General features: G+C 56.4%; 13 protein-coding genes. 6 read left to right on the top strand and 7 right to left on the bottom strand.

Annotated elements, in window-relative coordinates:
- Positions 1-306 precede the first annotated feature (306 nt).
- The 6 genes from Pla100_RS17560 to Pla100_RS17585 all read right to left on the bottom strand — a co-directional run bounded on the left by Pla100_RS17560 (position 307) and on the right by Pla100_RS17585 (position 8034).
- Complete coding sequence (locus tag Pla100_RS17560) at positions 307-2382, bottom strand: hypothetical protein (RefSeq protein WP_146578998.1); 2076 nt, start codon at positions 2380-2382, stop codon at positions 307-309.
- 80 nt (positions 2383-2462) lie between these two features.
- Positions 2463-4142: a sodium:solute symporter gene (locus Pla100_RS17565; RefSeq protein ID WP_146578999.1), complete on the bottom strand. Its 1680-nt coding sequence runs from the start codon at positions 4140-4142 to the stop codon at positions 2463-2465.
- Positions 4142-5083: a dihydrodipicolinate synthase family protein gene (locus Pla100_RS17570; protein WP_146579000.1), complete on the bottom strand. Its 942-nt coding sequence runs from the start codon at positions 5081-5083 to the stop codon at positions 4142-4144. Before Pla100_RS17570 ends, Pla100_RS17565 begins: the two co-directional genes overlap by 1 nt.
- 356 nt (positions 5084-5439) lie before the next feature.
- A complete protein-coding gene (locus Pla100_RS17575; RefSeq protein WP_146579001.1) occupies positions 5440-6519 on the bottom strand; it encodes a methyltransferase in 1080 nt (359 codons plus the stop codon).
- A 12-nt stretch (positions 6520-6531) separates the two neighbouring features.
- Positions 6532-7179, bottom strand: coding sequence for a sigma-70 family RNA polymerase sigma factor (locus Pla100_RS17580; protein WP_146579002.1), 648 nt, complete (start codon positions 7177-7179; stop codon positions 6532-6534).
- A 147-nt stretch (positions 7180-7326) separates the two neighbouring features.
- Positions 7327-8034: a hypothetical protein gene (locus Pla100_RS17585; RefSeq protein ID WP_197168032.1), complete on the bottom strand. Its 708-nt coding sequence runs from the start codon at positions 8032-8034 to the stop codon at positions 7327-7329.
- A gap of 156 nt (positions 8035-8190) precedes the next feature.
- Between Pla100_RS17585 and Pla100_RS17590 the strand changes: the two genes are divergently transcribed.
- Complete coding sequence (locus tag Pla100_RS17590; protein WP_146579003.1) at positions 8191-9171, top strand: DUF58 domain-containing protein; 981 nt, start codon at positions 8191-8193, stop codon at positions 9169-9171.
- Positions 9172-9184: 13 nt separating this feature from the next.
- Positions 9185-11215 (top strand): vWA domain-containing protein, encoded by a 2031-nt coding sequence (locus tag Pla100_RS17595; RefSeq protein WP_146579004.1) that lies wholly within the window; start codon positions 9185-9187, stop codon positions 11213-11215.
- Positions 11216-12691: 1476 nt separating this feature from the next.
- On the opposite strand, the gene xerD is transcribed toward Pla100_RS17595, so the two are convergent.
- Complete coding sequence (gene xerD / locus Pla100_RS17600; protein WP_146579005.1) at positions 12692-13645, bottom strand: site-specific tyrosine recombinase XerD; 954 nt, start codon at positions 13643-13645, stop codon at positions 12692-12694.
- Between the two features lie 92 nt (positions 13646-13737).
- Between xerD and galE the strand changes: the two genes are divergently transcribed.
- From galE to Pla100_RS17620, 4 genes are all read left to right on the top strand, one after another.
- Positions 13738-14721, top strand: a complete 984-nt coding sequence (galE, locus tag Pla100_RS17605) for a UDP-glucose 4-epimerase GalE (protein WP_146579006.1) — start codon at positions 13738-13740, stop codon at positions 14719-14721.
- Positions 14722-14727: 6 nt separating this feature from the next.
- Positions 14728-15174 carry a YkgJ family cysteine cluster protein gene (locus tag Pla100_RS17610; RefSeq protein WP_146579007.1) on the top strand — a complete coding sequence of 149 codons (447 nt, stop codon included), beginning with the start codon at positions 14728-14730 and terminating at the stop codon, positions 15172-15174.
- A gap of 211 nt (positions 15175-15385) precedes the next feature.
- Entirely contained in the window at positions 15386-15820 is a 435-nt protein-coding gene (locus tag Pla100_RS17615; protein ID WP_146579008.1) for an HU family DNA-binding protein, read from the top strand.
- 40 nt (positions 15821-15860) lie between these two features.
- Positions 15861-16160, top strand: coding sequence for a hypothetical protein (locus tag Pla100_RS17620; RefSeq protein WP_231603164.1), 300 nt, complete (start codon positions 15861-15863; stop codon positions 16158-16160).
- Position 16161: the final 1 nt, after the last annotated feature.

Raw genomic sequence — 16161 nt, forward strand, 5'->3', positions numbered from 1 at the left:
ATCGCGAAACTTTTGAGTGCCGCGAAACCGCTGGCATGACTAGTGGTCTGTCCAACTTTAATTTTAGGATTAGCCGTTTTGGCGCTAGCCACGGTTCCGTCGCAAGAACCGGGGCTAGCGGGCTGTTGATTTAGTTTGCATCGTAACCCGAAGCGTGAGCGAGGGATACCTACAAAGGATTTAATGGTGTTCAATCCCTCGCTGACGCTTCGGGTTACGATTAAATCAACACGCTGCTAGCGCCCAAACGGCTAATGTTGCCAACCCTAAAGTTGAATCTAGACAAAGCGCTAGCTGAGTGGAGCCTCATTCACTCAGCGCGGTCACGGCGATCTGGCGAAATCGGTTTCGATCGATCGGGCTTAGTGGCGGCAAGTGCTGGCGTCGGCGACTCTCGAGCAGTATCTCGTACAACCCGGCCACGCTGCGAGGACGCATGACTTGGCTAATCATCCCGGCTCGCAGTGAGACGTCTTGCCAACGAGATCGACCGACGTATTCCAAATCCAAGACGCGACGAGTCGTCGAATCGATATCCAAGTCGCCATAAAGCAGTTCTTTTTCAACCACCCCTTCGATGTTTTCGATGCCGCCGATGATGCCGTATTTGTCCGGAACGGTGGCGGCCTCGTCAGCGGCGGCTTGGGCTTCTTCCGCATTGAGTTCTTCGACGACTTCTTCGGGCTCCGGCGAGGCAAGTTGTGGCGGCGGATCGTTGTAGAACAGCAATGGAACATCGCGGGTCATTCGAATCCGTCGGACAAGATCTGTCAGTTCGACCGCCGCGACGTCTTTCGGTTCGGCCTTGGAGATAATCATCCGAACGTCATCGCCGATCGACGCGATCGCTTCCAATTGGCGAGCGGTGGAAACGAAAACCGGTTCCAGACCCGCCTGATTCATCAACCGTTCCCAAGCCGCAACGACTTCCGGACGGTTCTCAAGAATGATCGCCGATCCACGATTTCCCAAACGGCTCATTTGCATCCAACGTTCCTGAACCCGCGTCGACCCGGCATAACGCATCGTGGGGTTCAATCCGGCGATCGCGGCTGCGGCTTCGTAACGAACGGTCGAGTTGGGATGATCGACCACGGCAACCAAGGCGGACACCTCGCGACCCGAGCCGGCGAGCCAGTTCTGGACCGAGTCGCGATCGTTGTTAACCAAACGGATCAGCCCCAATGCGGCGGGATCATTGTTGGTTGAAACGGCACGCCGCAATGCGGGCAGGATCAAGTCGGCGGGCGAATCGATCGGGGACGGCTCGCCATCAGAAACAAGAGCCGGCTGGATGTACTGTTGGTAGAACGATTCCACTTGATTGGGCCCACCCCAGTCTGGATTGTTGGCAACCTCGTATGCGATCACAGCAACAACTTGGTCGGTGACACTGCCGGGACGATCGTCGCCGATCGCCGCGAGCCGAGCAGCCGCATCGGCCGCGTCGCGAAACGACAATGTCCAAGCGGGCAATCGTTGACGCTTCACTGCCTCCCGATCTTTCGTCACCACCCACGCTTCGGTTCGACCGATGTCGCGAACCGAATGCACAGCGATCCGCATGGATTCTTCGAGTTGCCGGCGAAACTCGGCGACCACGGCGGTGCGAGTGGGGATCGACTCGCCTTGCTTCTCGATCGCCTCGGCAACCATCCGGGCCGCGTCGGAATCGGTGTCGCCGCGGCGATGCAGCGCCAAGATCATTTCCGTCGGATACTTGTTTGGATCCAAACGAATCAACGCCGCGATCGCGCCTGATCTTGCTGAGGGGGTTCCGTATAATGCCAAACGACGGATCGCTTCGACACCGGCCTCGGCATCGATGCGCAACATGGCCCGCAACCACACGTCGCGTCGGTTCGCGTCGGTCGTGCCCACGATCGCTCGAACGAGCGCCGCGGTCGATGCCTCGCCGCCTTGAAACAAAATTCGGATCGCCGGGAGAGCTTGGTCGGGATCGGAAGAAAGCAACCCCTCAATGGCTTTGCCGAGCCGATCGGGTGATTGCAACTGCTTAGCCCGCAATTCAAACAACTCGTCGAGTGTCTTGATCGATGTCCCCGAGACTTGCGGATGATTGACGATTCGCAGTCGCTCGCTGGAACTGATTTCGGCGGCAACCTGATTCTTTTGAGCTTCGTTGAAGCCGCGTTGCTGGATTGAACCGAGGAGCTGTTCGACGTTCTCGAACTCGCCCATTCGCGTCAAAGCTGAGATCGCTTGCCCCAAATCCGCCGGCCCGCGTTGGGCACGCAACATCGTCTGCTCGACGGCCGGGTCACTGTCTTCCAACAGGCTCCGCTGAGCGAACCCGTCCGTTGACAGACAGGCGACTAGCAAGATGAACGCGAACGAAGGTCGAAAGAAATACGAGAACATAAAGCGATGATACGTTGAGAACCGGTCAGAAGGTTTCGAAGTCCTCTCACATTTTAGCCGGACTCAAGATGATTGCCGAATCAATTCTGAGACGATTCCGACGTCATGATCGCTAGAATCGACAAAATGAACCCGCTGCCCACGATCACGAGGGTCCCCACCACGATCACCAGTAACGGATGCATGTCGCTCGGCGGAATCGCGAAATCCTCCGGCCACAGGCCGCTCGAAGACAGCACCATCCACGCAATCACCGCCGATCCGAACGCCACCGAGGCGATCGCGATGCGACTGCCGGCGGCCCGCACCAAGACTCCGAGCAAGAACAACGCGATGATGCCGCTGCCCAAGACGCCCGAGAGGGGCCACCAAATATCCAAGGCACTTTCGGTCACTCGAACCAAAAACAACGCCATCCCCGTTCCCAAGCAACCCCACGCGATGGTGGCCGCATGGAGCACTTTCATGAGTTGTCGATCGTCGGCGTTTCGTGATATCAAACGTTGATAGAAATCGCTCATCACCAACGTGGCCGACGAGTTGAGCGAAGTCGAGACGGTGCTCATCGCGGCGGCGAAGATCGCCGCAACGAGCAAACCCGAAACACCGGCTGGAAGATGCGCGGCGATGAAATGCGGGAACACCCGATCGCCGATGTCTTTGCGTGTTAACGCCGCCGCCGTTTGCGACAGTTGGGCTTCGTAAGCAGGTGAAAACGTCAATGACTCCTCGTCGTCGCGGCCGACAAACTCCGGTTCAACGCCTTGTTGCATTAGCTTTTGTTTGGCAACCACCCGACGGACCGCCTCGGTGTCCATCGGATAGGCCTCGTGCCAAGCATACAACGACGTGCCGATGAAAAAAAACAGAGCACTGACGGGAACGTACAAACCCGCGCTCAGCCATAAACTCTTGGCCGCATCGCGTTCGCTTTTCGAGGCGATGTAGCGTTGAATGTAACTTTGATCGATGCCGAAATTCTTTAGGTTTTCAAACAGCCCATACGCGAGCAACACCCAAACGGTCGCTTCGGACAATTGAAAAAACTCCCAATCGCCGAGCGAAAACTTGTTCGCTTGCCGGCCGGTATCGATCACCTGTTCCATTCCCGATGCGAGTCCGATCGCTCCCTCATGGCCGCTCGGGTCCGGAAGACCGGTCAAGATCACGTACAACGCCACGATCGCTCCGGCTAATAAAACGATCGCCTGGATCGCATCGGCCCAGATCACCGCAACGATGCCACCGACGAAGGAATACGCCGTCACAAGAATACCCGTAATCACGATCACGTAGCGAATATCCCATCCAAAGATGACCGCCATCGGCAGTGCCATTAGATACATCACCACGCCGATTCGAGCGACTTGAAACAGCAAGTAAAAACCGCTCGCGTACAACCGTGCCCACACGCCGAAACGCTTTTCCAAAAGTGCGTAAGCGGACACTTCTCCCGCATCGCGGTACAGCGGCATGAAATACCGAATCGCAATAATCGCCGCGACCGGAATCGACAGCGAGAACACAAACGGATTCCAATTGTCGACGAACGATTTGCCGGGCAACGCCAAATAACTGATGCTGCTCAAGAACGTCGCGAAAATGGAAAGGCCGCACAGCCAGCCCGGCAACGATCGCCCGCCGGCGGTGAACTCCTCGCTCGAACCGCTGCGTTTCCAAAAGAACAGTCCCAACCCCATGACGCCGACGAAGTAGGCGATCAGGACGATCCAGTCGAGTGCAAAGAATTGAGCCCGCATCAGACCGGGGCATCCGCCGGAACGATCGGCAAGACCGTGATCTGACGCAAGATCTCAGCTACTTTTTCACGCTCCGGTGCATGGAATGGATGAAACGGGTCGGCGGGCAGGTCGCCGCAGATACCGGCAAGCGACAACGCGCATTTGGTCGCTTTGATGTGTCGTGATGCGTACTTGCCGACGTCGTAAATCTTCTGGAACCGTTCGATCTTCTCTTGAGCAGCATCAGCCTTCGCTTGATCTCCCTCAACAAGGGCGTCGTAACGATCGACGAACAACCGAGGTAACACATTCGCCCCGCCCGCGACCGCCCCATCGCCGCCCCGGGCCATGGCTTCGCCCAATCTCGCTTCCGGACCGATCATGATCGACCAGTCCGGTCGAATCGATTTGAGTCCGCATAGTTCGGCGAAGTATTCCAGATCCCCGCTGCTGTCTTTGACCCCGATGATCGATTCGATGTCGGTGAGACGTTCCAACGTATCGATTTCAAACCACACCTTGGTCAGTTGTGGCATGTTGTAGAGCACCAACGGAAGTGGCAACTCGGGCGCGATGTTGCGGATATAGCTTTCAAGTTCCGTTTGCCCGGCCGGAAAGTAATAAGGCGTCGTCAAGACCACCGCATCGGCGCCGCAGTCGGCGGCGTGTTTGGCCAAGTCGACCGATTCGACGAACGCGGTGTCGGTCACACCGACGAGTACCTGAATCCGATTGGCGACCCGGTCGGTGACTTCGCTGATCAATTGACGACGCAGTCGGTAGCTCAAGCTCGGTGCTTCGCCGGTCGTGCCAAGGATGAAGACTCCCGATACACCGCCATCGATCAAATGCTCGATCAACCGATTCAATCCCTCTGAATCGAGTTCGTCACGCCGAGACAGCGGCGTGACAAGCGGCGGGATGATGCCGCGAAGGGCCAACGTTGAAGAGGAATTCATTAAGAAAGACTTTCAAATAGATGCTAGGACAGCCCGCCGTCGCCGTTGATGGCGTATTGCAAATCGCCCCAAATCGAACGGCATTCAAATCGCTTCGCCCGCGCTAAGCATCGCGTGAACAATAATTGGCATAGGCTTCCAGCCTGTGTTTCTGTTTCCACAGGCTGGAAGCCGATGCCACTTTTATAATGCGGCAGTGAATGATCACGCGATGCCAAGCAGAAGTGTATAGACTATTCGAGTCACAGGTAGTTGGCAACGGCGGTGGGCTGTCCGGTACGCGTCGCCGTCGCCTTGACCTTGATGAAGCTGCAAAATGGAATGGCAAAGCTTCGACGGTCAAACAAGGGGTCGGACTAGAGCTTGCGGTAGCAGATCAAATCATAGCCTTGAACGTTGACCGAGCTAACGAAGAACGCTCCTTTCCAATCTTGGTCATGATAGTTGTCGGCTTGCTTGGTGATGATCCAAATCTCGCCTCCGGTGCGGACGTACCGGATGGCGGTGTTAACAAAATGTTTGGCGATCGAAAACTCGCCATAGTAGGGCGGGTTGAGCAGTGCGATATCGCAGGGCATCACAACGCCATCGAGTTGACCATCATGATTAAGGATCGCAGTGACATGTGTGAGTTGATGCCGATCCGCAGCGCGGCGGACGCAGTCCACCGATCGAGCATTGCAATCAACCGCGTACACGTTTCCCGATGACGAGCGAGCGGCCGCAGCCAACGCGACGGCTCCGTTGCCGCAGCCGAGTTCCAAAACGTTCTGACCGTCCGTGATGGGCACTTCACGAATCATGATTCGCGCAGCCGTGTCGATGCTGCGGTGCGAGAACACCGAGGGTCTTGAATACGTCGTCAGCACACGATCATCAACACGAAACTCAATCGCGGCCTCGAAGCTACGAACCTTTTTGAGCTCCACTTTCTTGACGCCTTCGTAAACGCAGCCGTCTTCGGTGCGAGTGCATTTCACTTTTGCAAACAAACCTTGCATCTGAGCTTGCAACCAGTGATCAGCAGCAGAGTTGACGGCCGTGATCAAGGTCCCGCCGATTCGCAACCTTGCAACTGCTTGCTGCATCAAGTCGCGATTCATTTCCGCTTCACCGGTCTTGAGCACGGGCAGCACGGCGAGATCAATCGCTTGCTCGGGCAAATCCATCTCACAAACGATCAACGGATGATGTCCGGCTTGACCGGCAGCGAGCTCGGCCTGGGCGGCGCGATGCGAATCGATGAACCAACTTGTCACGTTCGCTTCGGGCCAAATCGTTTCAGCTAACCAAGCCGCTTGCCCGCGACCTGGCGACATCACCAACACGTCGCTGAGGGCGCGAACGGCGAGTTTTTGCAGCGCGTCCATCGCTAGCCGCTCACTCGGCAGCGGCGGAAGTTCGAGGGGAAAGTTTTCAGGAAGATCAGCGTTCATGGCAGGAGTGAATCACCCTAACGACTCGTCGTCCTCTTCCAAGACGGTTCGCAAGCGGCGGACGGCGCGCAGGTAGCGCATGCTCGCGGCGGGCGGATTGAGATTCAGGACTTCGGCGATTTCCAGATTCGATAGGTGTTCGTAGTGCCGCATCAAGATGACTTCACGGTCGGCATCGTCGAGTTTTTCAATCGCGGCTTCGACTTTCGACGCGATCTCACGCTGGGTTGCTACCGCGGCGGGTGTCATGGCGGGGTCGCAGAGCTGGATCGCGAGGTCGACCGACGATTCGTCGATCTGGTCGCCACCGACGTTGAGCGGCTGTTCCCGGTCCATGTTGCGTTTGGCACTGACGCGGTGGCGACGGTAAGTGTCAATGATGTGATCCCACGCGATTTGGCGAAGCCAGAGGTGGAACGCCATTACGGGATCGTCGAGGTACTTGTCCAAGCGGCCGCTGGCTTCCACCAAAACCTCTTGAACGACGTCACTGACGTCAACGCGTCGTTGGACTTTACGGTCCAGACGCATCTCCACCAAGCGACGAATGCCGCCGCGGTGCCGGTCGAGTAGTTGGTTGATCGCGTCGGGGTCGCCCTGACGTGCGGCATTGAGCAACACGTCGGTCTTATCACCCTTCGGCCAGATAGATTTGCTCATCAAAATTCCTGTGCTCCGCTTCATCATAGCGGCTTGGAAATGGGGGGCACGCGGAAAACCGACGAAAGCGTCTCCACTCCATTGGTCCGGAAAAGCGAAAACCAGATAAACACACCCGACAAAACTTCAAACAAGCTGAATACGGGCTCAATAGCCACCTTCGGTTTTGGCGGTTTGAATCTCGCGGGCGAGGATATCGGCCATGTCGACGCGGTCGAACTTTTGATCGGTGATCTCCGCCCGATCAGCTAACCGTTTTGCCCGGACGATCACCTCGTCGACATCTTGGCGAGTGAGTTTGGTTTTCAGGGACCGACCGATAGGGGTTTCGTCTATCACCGCGACCGGTTCGAGCACATCAACGATGTCGAACACCGTCGCCTGGTTCATTTCGACGGCCCTGCGAACCCGTGAAAGTTGTTTGACTGCCTGTTGTTGCTCGTCGCCTTCCAGTTCTTTCCGCACGAACGATTCGACCGCGTCGAGTTCACCCCAATGCGGGATCGGCAATCGAACGATCCGTTGCATAATCGCGGCTGCCTGAGCGGGATCGTAGTTCGGATCACGCATTTGATTGATCAACGTCTCGAGCTGCTCGATCACGCGAGCTTTGTCGTCGGGCTCAAGCAAACTTTGTTCAATGTTGGGGATGAACCCCTGTAAGGATCGGCTCGCGATCTCGGTGCGTTTTTGAAAAAGGATCCAGGTCGTCACGCCGCATAACACGAACGCCACGATCAGCATCAACAGTGTTCCGGCCACCACTGCGGGAAGGCAACCCGGCGAATCTTCTCCGGTCGGATGGTCGGTCGGCTGGCTATTTTCTTGGGGGGAATCGTCGGGCGTATCGGTCATGGGTCGGGATGGACGTGGAAGTTGAGTTCGCAATGGACGCCGATCCGCGTGCCGGTCGCCGTTGTTATCCTAGCGATCCGGCACGGATTTGCAGACCGGATCATTTTGCGCGTCGTTGATTGTGCCGGATCGGCCAATATCCGGTAAGCTATCGGCATGTCGAATTCCTCCATTCCTACCGAAGTTAGCAACACGACCGCGCCTGCGGCGGAATCCGGCCCATTGCTTTCGCCCGCAATGTTGCAACGGCTCGAACGATTGGAGTTGATTTCTCGCAAAATCTTTCGCGGTCGGATGAAAGGGGAACGGATCAGCCGACGGAAAGGCCAAAGCGTCGAGTTTGCCGACTTTCGAAACTACGTCCCCGGAGACGATCTGCGATTGATCGACTGGAATCTATACGCTCGACTGGACCAGTTGTTCCTGAAACTGTTTCAAGAGGAAGAAGACCTGCATTTCTACGCGTTGATCGACTCGAGCGCGTCGATGAACTTCGGCACGCCCAATAAACTTCGCGTGGCAAAACAGTTGGCTGCGGCACTGGGGTACATCGGATTGTGTCGCGGAGATCGGGTCAGTGTTCAAGAACTCGGCCCCCGTGGACGCAATGCGCCGGTCGTGCGGTCGCGGGGTTCGTTGTGGAAGATGCTCAAGTATTTGGAAACGGTTCAATCCCCGCGTGCCGTCGTGAGTTCCGAAGATCGCTCCGTCAACGACACCGGTGGTTCAAACGTCTCCTTGCACGACGGGGTCAAAGACTTCGTCACCCGAGGCGTGACCAGCGGCGTGGTGGTCTTGATTACCGATTTGATGGACAAGACTGGGTACGAGTCAGCCCTGCGAATGTTAATCGGACGCCAGATGGATGTTTTCGTCTTGCAGGTGCTCTCTCAAGAAGAACTCAAACCGCCGCTGCGGGGCGACCGTCGATTGATCGACGTCGAAGACGGCGACGCGGCGGAAATCACCGTGAACCAATTCGTCTTGGACCGTTACGAAGAAACCCTCAAAGCGTTCTTGCAACAGGCCCGACATTACTGTGCCAAACGTTCGATCGTGCACGTGCTTGTACCCACCGATACGCCGATCGAAACGGTGATGACGAAGTATCTGCGTTCACGCGGAATCGTGCGATGAGGAATGACAAGCGATGAACTTCACGCCCGCACTGAGCGGATTTTGGCCTTGGGTTGTCTTGGCGGCGGTACCCGTGGGGATCGTCCTGTTGTACTTCTTGAAGTTGCGCCGCGAACCGGTGCAAGTGCCCAGCACTTACTTGTGGTCGCGAACGATCGAGGATTTGCATGTCAACAGTTTATTGCAACGGTTACGAAACAGCATCCTGTTGTTCTTGCAATTGTTGGCAGTGCTGCTGGCCGGCCTAGCCTTGTTTCGTCCGGGAGTGCGTGACCAAACCGATTCGCTCGGTCGACTTGTCTTCCTACTCGACGCGTCGGCTAGTATGCAAGGTCCGGCGACGGACGCATCCGATCAATCCGCCGTGCCGAGTCGCTTTGAACTCGCCAAGCGACAAATCGGCGAACGCATTGATGCGATGACGGACAGCGAGACCGCGATGCTGATCCAATTCAGTGATCGCGCCGAAGTCATGCAGGCCTTCACGTCCGACCGTAATCGCTTGCGGGATGCCCTGACCCGCTGCGCCGTCACCAACCGACCGACGGACATTTTGGGTGCGCTCAAAGCGGCCGACGGTTTGGCCAATCCGCGTCGCACCAGCCAAATCGGTGACGTCGGTGACGTTCAAGTCGCTGACGCGATGCCGGCGGAAATGCTGCTCTTTAGCGATGGCGGGTTTGAGCAGGTAACCGAGTTCAATCTTGGGAATTTAAAACCCCAGTACCGCGCCGTCGGCTCCACTCAGACTAAGAACCTCGCCATCGTTTCGTTCTCGGCCAACCGTGATTTGAACAATCCGACCCGCGTCGAAGCTTTCGCAACAATCGTCAATACCGGCCAGACTGCGCTCAGTGGAGAGGCAAGCTTGTTGCTCGAAGGTCGCCTGATCGATGCCGCGTCGGTGTCACTCGAACCAGGCGAACAATCGGGATTGTCATTCGAAGTCGAAGCCCAAGACGCGGTGAGGTTGCGGCTGAATTTGGACATCAACGATGATTTAGATTTGGACGACACCGCTTACGCATCGTTGACCCCATCGGGTTTGGTTTCGGTCTTGGTGGTCACCGAAGGAAATCAACCGCTTGAGTTAGGGTTGACGACGGAAAAGATTGCTCGCGTAGCGACGTGCGAATTTGTTTCACCGGAATACATGAAGTCCGAAGCTTACGCCAAGCGTGCCGTCGCGGGACAAGATGATTTGATCATCTTCGATCGTTGCCATCCCGACAAACTGCCTGCGACCAATACGTTCACGATCGGTGATCTTCCCGGCGACGGTTGGTCGTTCGAATCCGAACCCACGAGTTTGACATTGATCGACGTCGATCGCACGCATCCGGTCATGCGTTACTTGGAACTCTACTCGTTGCTGATCTTTTCCGGCCGTGCCGTCTCCGGACCCGAGGGCACCTTGGATCTAGTGGAATCCGATGCGGGGACGGTCATGGCGATCGCGCCCCGAGGAAGCTACCGCGACCTGGTGATGGGGTTTGCTTTGGTCAGTGAGGATGACGACGGCAACGTCCAAGCCAACACGAATTGGTACGCCGAGCGATCATGGCCGGTGTTTCTTTTCAATGTGTTGCGGCAATTGGCGGGTGCGTCGGCTTCCACGGCGGCCCCGTCTTATCGCCCTGGTGAAATGGTCGTTGCTCGATTGGAGAGTGCCGTCCGCAACGTCACACTCGTCCGAACCGGTGAACAGGACACCGACGTGTCGTTGGGATCGCTTAGCGTTAGCGACGGCGGCAATGTCGAGATCGTGCAAACGCAAACGCCAGGGAACTATCAGCTCGTCCGAGGTGACGAAGTCAAAAACCCGATCCCAAGCCAAGACGTGGTGGATCGGTTTGCGATTAATCTTTTCGATCTGAGCGAAAGCCAGCTAGCGACCAAGCAAGACGTTGAACTCGGCTACGAAACGATCGCCGCCGTCGACGCGGGCATGGAAACCCGGCGTGAGTATTGGCGAATCTTGTTGGTGATCGTATTGATCGTCCTCGTCGTCGAGTGGTGGTTGTACACCCGAAGATTGGCTTAAGGCGGCTACGCCGCAAAGATACAAGCCCGTCGCGCAAGCAAGGGATCCATACAAGCCCGTCGAGTAAGTTTTGAAGTTGCACTTTTTTCGTCACCCGCTGCGTAAGCGAGGGTTCTGGATCGAGGTGCTCCATCGTGCTCGTGCTCAGTGAAACGGTGCTCGTGCTCGTAATCGAAAAGCAGCTTTGATGAACGATCCAAGATGTGCTCGTTGTGTCCGGTGGATTGGATATCAAGACAAGCCTTAATATGAAGCTGACGCTCAAATGAGTCATCTCGATGTTGACTCGGATGGCGATCAAGTTTGATGGGGTCGGGGAATCATCGGTAGACAACGCGGCGGTGATCGATTGCGAGCACGAGCACCGCGATGCTGAGCACGAGCACGAACGAAATCCAAAACCAGTCCGTGCACCTGAGGACGGCTTGCGAGGTTTTGCGAATCGAAACTCAATCGTCCGTCCTAGGCCTCAATCAAGCGAAGCTTGATTTGCGATTTATTTAGAAAACTCGAAAACCCTCGGCGTTTTACGCGTGTATTGCAGGTTACTAAGACTTCAATCCACGCACGCAAACGAGGGTTTCGAGTGAACGCAACGGTCCCAATGGCTTGGGTCGTCATGGCAACATGGCGATTTAAAACTCGTGCTCAACCGCCGTATGCGGACCCGCATGTACGGTGGTGTGGGAGGGGTCCCGGGCAACCGGGCCCCTATCCCGATCGGGATGGTTACCCGTCGTTCTGCGCGACGAACTAAACGATTACGTTACCAACGCGCATACGGCAAAGCAAGGTAGAACTGGAACGAGGCGATCCCAAGACTAACAGTAAGGAAACGGAGACACCGTTTACGATGTGAGGCGAAGTAATATGCCAACGTCGCTAGTGTCACTGGACCAAAGAGCAACATCATGAAGAGCGGAACAAACACCACAGAGTTGACAGCGTTTTCAATGGATTGCACCAAGTCCGAGGAAAATCGCCCTGAAGGACGAAGCCATACGTACAGCGCGTAGAACCCGCCAACAACGTGAATCGCAAACACGGTGTTCGCGAAAAGTAACGGCCAGTTCCGAGGGCGCCGCGAGTAACTTGTCGTGCAAGTTGGCGAGTATGGATTGGAATGGTCCATCTACGTCAGCTTTGATTGAAGCCAATCGGGTAACAATAGATTCAACCCTACTCAGTAGGGTCATATACGGCGAGACGGGGTTAGTCAGTAGGGTGATATACCGTGATACGGGGTAAGTCACTAGGGTCATTTGACCAAAATCACTCAACTCGATATTCCGCTGAGTGATATTACCTAATTCGCTCAGCAGGGGCAACCTTGGCAGTTTGAAAGGTCAATCTGATGACGCTTGCTAAGCATGAGTTGGTCGTAGTCTCGGCAGAAGACATTGGGGAGAGCGATCGAATTTGGTTTGTGAGCGAATTATAAAAAAGGATGGGGCTTCGTGACACGGTAGAAGCAGGCTAAGCACGCGGGTGAAACTGCGCATGAACTTTCCGCAGTCGCGAGTGTTCGACGTGAGTGTAGATTTGGGTTGTTTGGATACTGGCGTGACCGAGCATCTCTTGGACTTGTCGTAAGTCCGCTCCGCCGGCAAGAAGATGCGTTGCAAAACTATGCCGCAGCGAGTGCGGGCTGACGTCGGACAGGATGCCCGCTCGCTGAGCGTAGCGTTTGACTAATCGCCAAAGTTGGATGCGATCGAGCGGTCGGCCGCCTCGCGACAGGAACAACTCATCGCACAGCGTCGGGCCGCGGGTCGCCAGGATGCCGCGTGCCTGTTGCAGGTACAGTTCGATTGCCGCGATCGCTCGACCGCCGATCGGGACCATCCGTTGTTTGTCCCCTTTGCCGTGGCATCGCAAATGTTTTTCCGAAAGCGACAGGTCGCACAACCGCAACGAACAGACCTCCGAAGCTCGACATCCCGTCGCATAAAGCACCTCGAGCAACGCTCGGTCGCGTTCCCAAAACGAGTCGCTTTTCTTGACGGATTTCAAAAACGCCTCGACCTGCGAGGGCGACATCACGCCGGGCATCCGCTGCCAGGCCTTTTGGGTAGCGAGCAGTTCGGCTGGATTCTCCGTCGCGAGTCCTTCGAGTTGCAAGTACTTGTAAAACGTCCGAACCGCGACGACGTTGCGGGAGATCGACGCGGGGGCGAGTCCCTTGTCGTGCAAATGGCCGATGAAGGCGGACAGGTCGGAAACCTTCATCGCGGCCGGTTTGCGGCCATCGAGCCACTGAACAAACTGCTTCATGTCGCGACCGTAGGCGGCAACCGTGTTGGCGGCCAAATGGCATTCACGCTTGAGGTAGGTCAAAAAATCGGAGCAGATCGAATCACCTGCGTCGACTTTTTTGGGTGCGGCGGCACCATTTTGCAGTTTTTGAAGTTTGGTCAGTCGTGGGGCCATGGTGATTCTCCCTCAGGGCTGTCCTGTCCTCGAGCCGACGAATTCGCTATTAATACGGTCTATCGACGTTTGAACTAGCAAGGGTTAATTGGATGAATGTTTTGGTGGTCGGTGGGGCCGGGTATATCGGGTCTCATGCGGTAGCAATGTTGCACGCGGCGGGACACAAAGTCGTCGTATATGACAATCTGAGTCGCGGCCACGCGGCGGCCGTGCCGGATGCAACGCTCGTCCGAGGCGACCTGAAAGATCAAGATTTGGTGGAGCGGACACTCACGGATCACGGAATCGAGGTCGTGATGCACTTTGCCGCGTTCGCCGAGGTCGGTGAATCGGTTCGTGATCCGGCGGTGTACTACCAAAACAACGTCGTCGCCGCGTTGTCGCTGCTCGAAGCGATGCGAAAAACGGATGTGAAGAAATTCATCTTCAGCAGCACGACGGCCACCTACGGGGCTCCCGAAACCATCCCGATCGCCGAAACGACGCCGCAAAACCCGATCAATCCATACGGTTTCACCAAATTGGTGATCGAGCGGGCACTCGCCGATTACGCCAATGCCTACGGATTTGCTTACGCCGCGTTAAGGTATTTCAACGCGGCCGGGGCCAGCCCGAGCGGCAAGATCGGCGAACACCACGATCCCGAATCGCACCTGATTCCGATCGTCTTGCAAGTCGCCTTGGGCCAGCGGGAACACATCACCGTTTTCGGTAAGGATTACCCGACCGCCGACGGTACCTGCATTCGCGACTACATCCACGTCGACGATTTAGCGTCCGCCCACATGGCAGCGGTCGAAAAACTGCAGCCCGGCAAAGGCATCCAGGTGAACCTCGGGACCGGTCGAGGAACGAGTGTTCGCGAGATCATCGACGCCTGTCGCGAGGTCACCGGCCATCCGATTCCGACGGTGATCGGAGAACGACGCCCCGGTGATCCACCCGAACTCGTCGCCGATGCTCGTTTGGCCAAAGAATTGCTCGGCTGGGAAGCCCGCTACACGGATTTTCGTGACATCGTCTCGACGGCCTGGAAATGGCACCAATCGCACCCCCATGGATATGATTCGTAACGATCGATGAGCCGTACAGGAACGAAGAAATCGAAGGACGCCAAAGGCCCCTGGTACCAATCCGGGTTGGCGTTCGAGTGTACCCAATGCGGAGCATGCTGCAGCGGCGAGCCCGGTTACGTGTTCGTCAATCCGGACGAAATCGACGCCATGGCGGCGGCGATGGAGATGGATGTCGACGCGTTCGAACACAAGTTCACCCGCCGGGTCGGAAATCGGATCAGTTTGGTCGAGTACCCCGACGGAGATTGCATCTTTTTGCATCCCGAATCGCGGCATTGCCTCGTCTACCAGGCACGGCCGATCCAATGTCGGACGTGGCCGTTCTGGGACTCGACGCTGCAGACGAAGGCCGATTGGAAGGAAACGTGCGAGGTCTGCCCCGGCGCGGGAACCGGACGTTTGTACAGTTTTGAAGAAATCGAAATTCGCCGCACGGAAAAGTCGGTTTGATTGAAGTTTAACGATTAGGTCGACCGATACTGATCACACGGGGATTCCCTTTCGGTAGGGAGTCCGGGTGAATCCGGTTTTCCGGCTTACGCCACCTTGACACCCACCCCCCACCGCTTCTACAGTGATCGTTCATAAGTCGAGCAGCATGAACGGTTTACGCCGTTTTTCTTGCGAAACATAGCGAGTCAACGGCTGGGAGCAGAACGGGGTGACCAAAAAAGAAATCGTGCGAGTCATCTCCGAAGAACTCGGATTGACGCAGCAGCAGACGAAAGAGGTAGTGCAAAGGACATTCGATTCGATTGTCGAAACGCTGGTCCGAGAAGGACGAATCGAGTTGCGAAATTTTGGTGTCTTCGAGGTTAAACCTCGGGCCGCCCGCATCGCGAGGAATCCCAAGACCGGCAAGGAAGTTCATGTTCCTGAGAAATTCGTAGTTAGCTTCAAACCCGGCAAGGTGATGGAGCAGCGGGTCCAGGATCTGAGTGAACAACCGAGCCGCCCGGCTTGGCTCGACGCCGAATTGAACGAAATGCACGCCGCCGAAGCCGCCGCATCGAGATCGAAAGCAGCCAACTCGAAACCCAACCCATCAGCCGAAGATCCCGACGCTCCGATCCGTCCCACCGGAAATTGGAGCTAAACGGAACCAACGCGTTTGCCAGTTCATGGAGGAACTCAGCATGAAAGTTTCCAATTCGATGACGGAACCTTCGTCGCAAACCATTCGATCACAGACAAAGCGTCGTTCGACCACGTCGATCGCCTGTCAAATGGTCTTGGGGCTGGCGTTGATGCTCACCGTGACGACGAGCGTCGGATGTTTCTTGCCGATCTATTCGGCTCGCCCCGAACGGCGCGTTCAGCAGTTGCTCTTCACGTCGGACAACCTGCGTCAGATCGTTGACGATTGGGAGCGTTTTTGGCAATTGGATTCGCCCAGCCACATGTCGCCGATCCGAACCCACGGCGGGATTCTCTAGG

Origin of the sequence: Neorhodopirellula pilleata (assembly GCF_007859915.1) — a bacterium.
Lineage (GTDB): Bacteria > Planctomycetota > Planctomycetia > Pirellulales > Pirellulaceae > Rhodopirellula > Rhodopirellula pilleata.

Bases quoted from the DNA above. Each gene is read 5' to 3' on its own strand.
- Pla100_RS17590 (WP_146579003.1), top strand. From the start codon at position 8,191: ATGTCGAATTCCTCCATTCCTACCGAAGTTAGCAACACGACCGCGCCT.
- Pla100_RS17610 (WP_146579007.1), top strand. From the start codon at position 14,728: ATGAGCCGTACAGGAACGAAGAAATCGAAGGACGCCAAAGGCCCCTGG.
- Pla100_RS17580 (WP_146579002.1), bottom strand. From the start codon at position 7,179: ATGAGCAAATCTATCTGGCCGAAGGGTGATAAGACCGACGTGTTGCTC.
- galE (WP_146579006.1), top strand. From the start codon at position 13,738: ATGAATGTTTTGGTGGTCGGTGGGGCCGGGTATATCGGGTCTCATGCG.
- Pla100_RS17575 (WP_146579001.1), bottom strand. From the start codon at position 6,519: ATGAACGCTGATCTTCCTGAAAACTTTCCCCTCGAACTTCCGCCGCTG.
- Pla100_RS17560 (WP_146578998.1), bottom strand. From the start codon at position 2,382: ATGTTCTCGTATTTCTTTCGACCTTCGTTCGCGTTCATCTTGCTAGTC.
- Pla100_RS17565 (WP_146578999.1), bottom strand. From the start codon at position 4,142: ATGCGGGCTCAATTCTTTGCACTCGACTGGATCGTCCTGATCGCCTAC.
- Pla100_RS17585 (WP_197168032.1), bottom strand. From the start codon at position 8,034: ATGACCGATACGCCCGACGATTCCCCCCAAGAAAATAGCCAGCCGACC.
- Pla100_RS17620 (WP_231603164.1), top strand. From the start codon at position 15,861: ATGAAAGTTTCCAATTCGATGACGGAACCTTCGTCGCAAACCATTCGA.
- Pla100_RS17570 (WP_146579000.1), bottom strand. From the start codon at position 5,083: ATGAATTCCTCTTCAACGTTGGCCCTTCGCGGCATCATCCCGCCGCTT.
- Pla100_RS17595 (WP_146579004.1), top strand. From the start codon at position 9,185: ATGAACTTCACGCCCGCACTGAGCGGATTTTGGCCTTGGGTTGTCTTG.
- xerD (WP_146579005.1), bottom strand. From the start codon at position 13,645: ATGGCCCCACGACTGACCAAACTTCAAAAACTGCAAAATGGTGCCGCC.